We start from the raw sequence: 6,512 nt of genomic DNA, 5'->3' as shown, positions 1-6,512 counted from the left end.
CCCCGTACGCCCGCCCCGGAAGCCGGTATAGTATGGCCGGTATAGTTATTGGATTCACGAGAAGGACGCGGCATGATCGAGATCCTGACCCCCACCGAACTGACCCGGGCCAGGGACACGGGCGCGCTCGTCGCCCACATCCTCCAGACCCTGAAGAGCCGCTGTGCGGTCGGCACGAACCTGCTCGACATCGACCGGTGGGCCGGGGAGATGATCGCCGAGGCGGACGCCCTGTCCTGCTACGTGGACTACGCGCCGTCCTTCGGACGCGGGCCGTTCGGCCACTACATCTGCACGGGGGTCAACGACGCCGTGCTCCACGGCCTGCCGTACGACCGCGCGCTCGCCGACGGCGACCTGCTGACACTCGACCTCGCGGTCTCCCGGGGCGGGGTCGCCGCGGACGCCGCCATCAGCTTCATCGTGGGTGAGGCGAGGCCCCGGGAGAGCGTCGCGATGATCGACGCGACCGAACGGGCGCTGGCGGCCGGGATCGCCGCGGCCCGCCCCGGAGCCCGCGTCGGTGACATCTCGCACGCCATCGGCACCGTCCTCGGTGCGGCGGGCTACCCGATCAACACCGAGTTCGGGGGGCACGGCATCGGGTCGACGATGCACCAGGACCCGCACGTCGCGAACACGGGACGGCCCGGTCGAGGTCACACCCTGCGCCCCGGACTACTGCTGGCCCTGGAGCCGTGGGTCATGGCGGACACCGCGGAGCTCGTCACCGACCCCGACGGGTGGACGCTCCGGAGCGCGACGGGCTGCCGGACCGCGCACAGCGAACACACGGTCGCCATCACCGAGGACGGCGCCGAGATCCTCACACTGCCGGAGCGGGCTCGCGTGTGAGTCGGGCCCGCCCCGGTGACCGACGTCCCCGCTCAGTCCGCCTGGTCGGTCGTGGCCACCCCGATCGGACAGCTCGCGCCGGTTCCACCGATCCCGCAGTAACCGTTGGGGTTCTTGGCCTCGGACAGGTACTGCTGGTGGTAGTCCTCGGCGAAGTAGAACGCCCGGAGCGGGGCGATCTCGGTGGTGATGGCGCCGAACCCGGACCGGGTCAGGGCCGGCTGGAAGGCGTCCCGGGTGGCCTCGGCGGTCTCCCGCTGGGCCTCGGAGTGGTGGTAGATCGCCGACCGGTACTGCGTGCCGACGTCGTTGCCCTGGCGCATCCCCTGCGTGGGGTCGTGCCCCTCCCAGAAGATCTTGAGGATCTCCGCGTAGGAGATCTTCTCCGGGTCGAAGACCACCCGCACGGCCTCGGTGTGGCCGGTCGCGCCGGAGCACACCTCCTCGTAGGTGGGGTTGGGCGTGTATCCGCCCGCGTAGCCGACCGCGGTGGTGATGACGCCGCGTTCGGCGCCGAGCCGCCAGAACACGCGCTCGGCGCCCCAGAAGCAGCCCATGCCGAGGTCGGCGATCTCGCTTCCCTCGGGATAGGGCGGGGTCAGGGAGGTCCCCAGGACGGTGTGCCCGAAGGGCGGTTCGATCGGAGTGTCCCGTCCCGGCAGGGCACGGGTGGGTTCGACCATGGTCGTCTTTCTACCGAACATGCCCCCAGGCTATCCCCAGGTGGCCGACCCGGGGAGGACAGGACGGACGATTCGTCCTACCATTGCCGTTGTGCCGGACTCCAACCGCGGCGTCGCCCTCGGGGCGGGCGCCTTCCTCCTGTGGGGCTTCGCCGCCCTGTACTGGCCTTTCCTCTCCTCCTCCGAACCCACCGAGATCCTCGCCCACCGCATGGTGTGGGCCCTGGTGGCGATGTGCGTCCTGCTCCTGCTCGCGCGGCGCGGCCTGGCGTGGCTGCTCCCCGTCCTCCGGGACCCTCGGCGCCTGCTGCCGGTGGCCGCCGCGGCCGTGCTCATCTCGGTCAACTGGTGGGGGTTCATCTACTCGGTCTCCATCACCCAGACCCTCCAGGCCTCCCTGGCCTACTTCATCAACCCCCTGATGACCGTCTGCCTGGCCGTGCTGCTCTTCGCCGAACGCCTGCGCGCCGCCCAGTGGGTCGCGGTCGGGCTGGGCGGTGCCGCGGTGGTCGTGATGACCGTCGCCTACGGCTCCACGCCCTGGCTCTCCCTGTTGATGGCCGCCTCGTTCGCCGCCTACGGGGCGGTGAAGAAGTACGTGAGCCTGGACGGGATGCAGAGCCTGACCGTTGAGACGCTGGTGATGTTCCTGCCGGCACTGGGCTACGTCATCCACCTGGAGGCCACGGGGGCCGGAACCACCTTCTCCGTCTCCCCGGGCCACACCGCCCTGCTGATCGGCGGCGGCTTCGTGACCGCGATCCCGCTCCTGCTGTTCGGGATGGCCGCCCGTCGGGTGCCGCTGAGCGTGATCGGGATGCTCCAGTTCATCGCGCCGACCATGATGTTCCTCATCGGCTGGCTGCTGCAGGGCGAGGACATGCCCCCGAGCCGCTGGGTGGGCTTCGGGCTCGTGTGGCTGGCCGTGTGCGTGTTCGCCTTCGACCAGGTGCGGTCGTCCCGACGGCGGTCGGCCGCGCTGTCCGAGACGGGGGGCCTGCCGGACGTGCCCTCGACCTCGACCCCACCGACGACCAGAGAGTGACCTCTTCGGTTTCGGGGAACCGAAACTACCCTCAGTGACACTGTGCTAACGTCTGGTCGTGGGCGTCGGGCTCCGTCCCGCCCCGACCTGGCCGCCTGTCCCGGAGGGTCTCCGTGAAGCCTCGCACCAACCCGACCGGCACGCTCCGTGCCGCCTCGGGCCTGCGCGTGGCCGCACCCGCTCTCCTGTTCCTGTTCGGCACCCTGCTCGCCGCCCTGTGGCTCCTGGCCGCGCCGGCGCAGGCCGAGACCCTGTCCGACCCGTTGGGGAACCTGGGTCTGGAGCGCGTCGAGGAGGTCACCACCCCGGTGGTGGACACCCTCGGCACCGTCCACCAACGCGTGGAGAAGGGCACCGGCGAGGCCGCGGCGTCCGCCGTCGCCCTGCCCGAACCGGCCGTCACCGAGGTACGCGGTGAGGTGCGCGGGGTCGTCACCGAGATCGACCGGACCCGCGAGGAGGCCGGCGACCACGGTCTGGTGCCGCCCCTCGTCGAACCGGACGCGCCGACCTCCGGCACCGCCACCGAACGGTCCGAGAACGGATCGTCCGACTCCTCCGACCCGGCCACCACGGCCGAGGCCGCCGACGGGACCACCGAGGACCCGACCGCCCCGGACACGCTCCCGACGGAGGCGGAGCCGGTCCGCGACCATGAGGACGCGGCTCCGGAACAGGACACCGCGCACGCCGAGGCCGCCACGGTCGATCCCGGCGACGCGCCGCGGACCCAGGCCACCACCGGTTCCACGGTCTCCTCCGCCAACGCACCGACCGCGGCCCCGGCCGCCGTCGCCGGTTACCTCGCGGTCGCGGCTCTGCCCGACCTCGACTCCGGCAGCGTGCTCGTCCGCGCCCGTGCCCCGCACGCCACGCCCGCGGACCCGGCCGCCGACCCTACGGTCTCGCCCGACTAGCGAACGGCCCGACCACGCGTTCCCACGCGTCCCTCGGACCGTTCCCAGTGCACTCTCGCGCTCTCTGGGAGCTGACCTGAGTCCCGTGCCGTCGTTCACGTGATTCACGTCAGCCGGTGGTCCGCCCCGGCTCAGCCAGGCCGCGCCCCGCGGCCGACCCAGCAACAGCTTGAGGAAGGAAACCCATGACCCACTCCACACGCCTGACCGCCCGCACGTTGATCCTCGCCGCGAGCGCCGCCGGCTTCGTGGCACTCGGCGCCGGTATCGCCGGAGCCGAGGGCCTGCAGTCCTCCCTGTCCGACGTCGCCTCCCCCGCCGTCGAGCGGGCTCTCGTCGAGGGCGTGGCGCCCACCATGAACAAGGTCGCGCCCGAGGGTGTGGGGCCGATCGCCGGCACCGCCCTGGAGGAGCTGCAGGCCAGCGCGAACGACCCGGAGCGGGGCGCCCCCGACCTGGGTGCGGCGCTCCCCGACTCCCCGCTGGCCGACACGGTCACCGAGGTCCAGGACGCCACCGGCCTCGACGGGGACCCGCACGACACCATCGGCCACTCCGCCGGGGCCGCGGTGGAGACCACCGCCCAGGACGCCGGAGTGGCGCTGGAGGACACCGCCCGTGGGGCCGGTGACTCCGTGGAGGGCAAGGCCCGCGAGGTGCTGCCGCACACCGCCGTGGCCGTCACCGAGCTGCGCGACGAACTCGTCACCCTGCCTGACCTGGAGGGTCAGCGTCTGCCCGAGCTGTCCGAGGCGCCCTCGCTCTCGCAGGTCGGCAACCTGGACGGGCTCGGCGAGCTGACCGGTATGTCCGACCTCGGTGGTTTCGGCGACCTGACCGGTGACAACAGCCTCGTGCTGAACGACCTCGACCCGCTGCGCGGCCAGGGCGCCACGCTGCCCATGAGCCACTCCGAGGCCGAGCTGCCCACCGCGCCCAACGTGTGGGACCTGGCCGCCGGCTTCGGCGTCGAGACCCCCGGTCAGATCCAGGACGTGGTCGAGTCCACCGAGCTGACCGCGGACAACTACGTGAACCTGGGCGAGGACGAGGTCCTGGGCATGGTGGGCAACCGCGCCTGGGACGACGAGGCGACCACCGTGCCGCAGAGCGCGCCCCAGACCCCGGGACTGACCGACCTCACCGACGGCCTGATCGAGGGCGCGTCCATGATCGGCGAGGCCGAGCCCGTGGACCTGAACGGCCCCCTGGCCGACGCCGAGCTCCCCCGTCTCGCCGAGGGCATGGACACCACCACCGCCGAGGACCTGGTCGCCGGCCTGAGCCGCGGCACGGACCTGCTGAACGACCTGGACACCAGCGACCTCGTGTCCATCGAGGGCGGCACCGCCGAGCAGGAGACCCCCGAGGGCATGGTCGAGCACCCCACCTTCATGGACCTGCCCGGTTCCGAGGCGCTCCCCGTGATCAGCTAGGAGTCCGCCTGGTCCGGTCCTGCCGCTCCGCGGCGGACCGTGTGCGGGCGCCCCGACGTCGGGGATCTCCGGTGGGAGGGCACGTTCTCGCCCTCCCACCGACGCCGCCTCCCGGGGTTGCGGGAGGCGCGCTCCGACGGCGCCCGCACGATCACCCCCACCGGTTCGAGAACCGGTCCCCGGGACCTCCCGTGACACCACCCGCGACGACGGCGCCGCCCCACGCACCCGGGGCGGCGCCGTTCTCCGTGTCGAGAGGGTGGCCCGTCCCGCCTCCCGGGTCAGACCAGGACGTGGTCGGACAGCGGGAACGTGTAGGCCCGTCTCGCCCCCGGCAGCGACCCCACCAGCGAGGCGAACCGGATCAGCGCCCCGTACAACAGGAACCGCACGCGCAACCCCCACTCACCGGTGTCCGGGGCGGCGAAGGCGGTGTTGGTACCGCCCAGGGCGAGGTTGGCGTCGACGAACCCGCGGATCGCCCGCTCGTAGGCGGGCAGGGCGACACGATGGTCCCCCCGAGCCCGGGCGAGCTCACCCGCCAGGACGCACGCGCCCACGAGCGCGAGGGTGCTCCCCTGACCGGTCATCGGGTCGGGGCAGTACCCGGCGTCGCCCACCAGGGCCACCCTGCCCCGGGTCCAGGAGTCCATGTGGATCTGGACGGAGGGCGACACGTGGGCCGTGGTGGCGCCGTCCATACCCGCCAGCACACTCCGCATCGGTTCCCCGTCCTCGGCGAAGCGTTCCCGTAACCGGCGCTTGTGCTCCGCGACGTCGACCAGCGGTTCGGCGTCCCGGGTGAGGATGGTGCACTCCAGCCGGCCGGTCTCCGGGTACGGCGCGAGCAGCACGCCCCGACCGGGCCGGACCCGCCCGATCACGTGGTCGGTGAGCCCGAGGTGGTCCTCGATGTCGAAGAGGGCGATGTTGGTTCCCAGGTACCGGCGGAAGCGTTCCTTGGGACCGAAGACCAGCGCACGGGTGTGGGAGTGGATGCCGTCCGCTCCGACGACGAGGTCGAACTCACGCGGCTCCCGGTGATGAAAGGACACCGTGACGCCGTGGTCGGTCTCCCGGAGTGCGGTGATCGCGTCGTCGAACAGGTACTCGACGTCCTCGCGGGTGTGGCGGTACAGGAGTGCGCAGAGATCGCCCCGGCGGATCACCAGGCCGGTCTCCTCGGTGACCAGCGACGCGCCGTCGATCACCACCTCCCGCCGCCCTCCGTAGCCGAAGCGGATCTCCTCCGGTGGCGCGCCGGCGGCCCGCCGCGCCTCCTCCAGGAGGCCGGTACGGCGCAGGGCGTCGACGCCGACCCCCTCGATCTGGACCCGGTGGCCTCCGGTGCGCACGGCCGGTGCCCGCTCGACGATGGTGGGTCGGAAACCGTAGCGGTGCAGCCAGTGCGCCAGGGCGGGGCCGGCGACACCGCCGCCGGAGATGAGCACGCGTTCGCCTGTCATGTCGTCCTCCCGAGACGGGAACGTGGATTCCTTTTCGATTGTACGTACGTTCAAATCGGCGTCAACGGGTCCCCCGTGACCGTCGACCGGGCGGGCGTGCGGGAGAGGAC

Annotated in this window: 6 protein-coding genes; 4 read left to right on the top strand and 2 right to left on the bottom strand. The window is 72.2% G+C overall.

Features of this window, described 5'->3' with window-relative positions:
- Positions 1-72: 72 nt before the first annotated feature.
- Positions 73-855, top strand: a complete 783-nt coding sequence (gene map / locus DSY14_RS26295; RefSeq protein ID WP_211719305.1) for a type I methionyl aminopeptidase — start codon at positions 73-75, stop codon at positions 853-855.
- Between the two features lie 32 nt (positions 856-887).
- Here the strand turns inward: map and msrA are convergent, their stop codons facing one another.
- A complete protein-coding gene (msrA, locus tag DSY14_RS26290; protein ID WP_211719304.1) occupies positions 888-1,559 on the bottom strand; it encodes a peptide-methionine (S)-S-oxide reductase MsrA in 672 nt (223 codons plus the stop codon).
- A 70-nt stretch (positions 1,560-1,629) separates the two neighbouring features.
- On the opposite strand from msrA, the gene rarD reads away from it, so the two are divergent.
- The 3 genes from rarD to DSY14_RS26275 all read left to right on the top strand — a co-directional run bounded on the left by rarD (position 1,630) and on the right by DSY14_RS26275 (position 4,936).
- Complete coding sequence (rarD, locus tag DSY14_RS26285) at positions 1,630-2,583, top strand: EamA family transporter RarD (protein WP_211719303.1); 954 nt, start codon at positions 1,630-1,632, stop codon at positions 2,581-2,583.
- Positions 2,584-2,696: 113 nt separating this feature from the next.
- Complete coding sequence (locus DSY14_RS26280) at positions 2,697-3,500, top strand: hypothetical protein (RefSeq protein ID WP_211719302.1); 804 nt, start codon at positions 2,697-2,699, stop codon at positions 3,498-3,500.
- Positions 3,501-3,685: 185 nt separating this feature from the next.
- Entirely contained in the window at positions 3,686-4,936 is a 1,251-nt protein-coding gene (locus DSY14_RS26275; RefSeq protein ID WP_211719301.1) for a hypothetical protein, read from the top strand.
- A gap of 281 nt (positions 4,937-5,217) precedes the next feature.
- Here the strand turns inward: DSY14_RS26275 and DSY14_RS26270 are convergent, their stop codons facing one another.
- Complete coding sequence (locus tag DSY14_RS26270) at positions 5,218-6,402, bottom strand: FAD-dependent monooxygenase (RefSeq protein ID WP_211719300.1); 1,185 nt, start codon at positions 6,400-6,402, stop codon at positions 5,218-5,220.
- Between the last annotated feature and the right edge of the window lie 110 nt (positions 6,403-6,512).

This window comes from Nocardiopsis sp. MG754419 (assembly GCF_018207095.1).
Lineage (GTDB): Bacteria > Actinomycetota > Actinomycetes > Streptosporangiales > Streptosporangiaceae > Nocardiopsis.
The sequence above is the reverse complement of the archived record's forward strand: the minus strand, read 5'-3'. Positions and strand labels throughout refer to the sequence as shown.

Excerpts from the sequence above, each read along its gene's own strand:
- map (WP_211719305.1), top strand. The coding sequence starts at position 73 with ATGATCGAGATCCTGACCCCCACCGAACTGACCCGGGCCAGGGACACG.
- DSY14_RS26275 (WP_211719301.1), top strand. The coding sequence starts at position 3,686 with ATGACCCACTCCACACGCCTGACCGCCCGCACGTTGATCCTCGCCGCG.
- DSY14_RS26270 (WP_211719300.1), bottom strand. The coding sequence starts at position 6,402 with ATGACAGGCGAACGCGTGCTCATCTCCGGCGGCGGTGTCGCCGGCCCC.
- msrA (WP_211719304.1), bottom strand. The coding sequence starts at position 1,559 with ATGTTCGGTAGAAAGACGACCATGGTCGAACCCACCCGTGCCCTGCCG.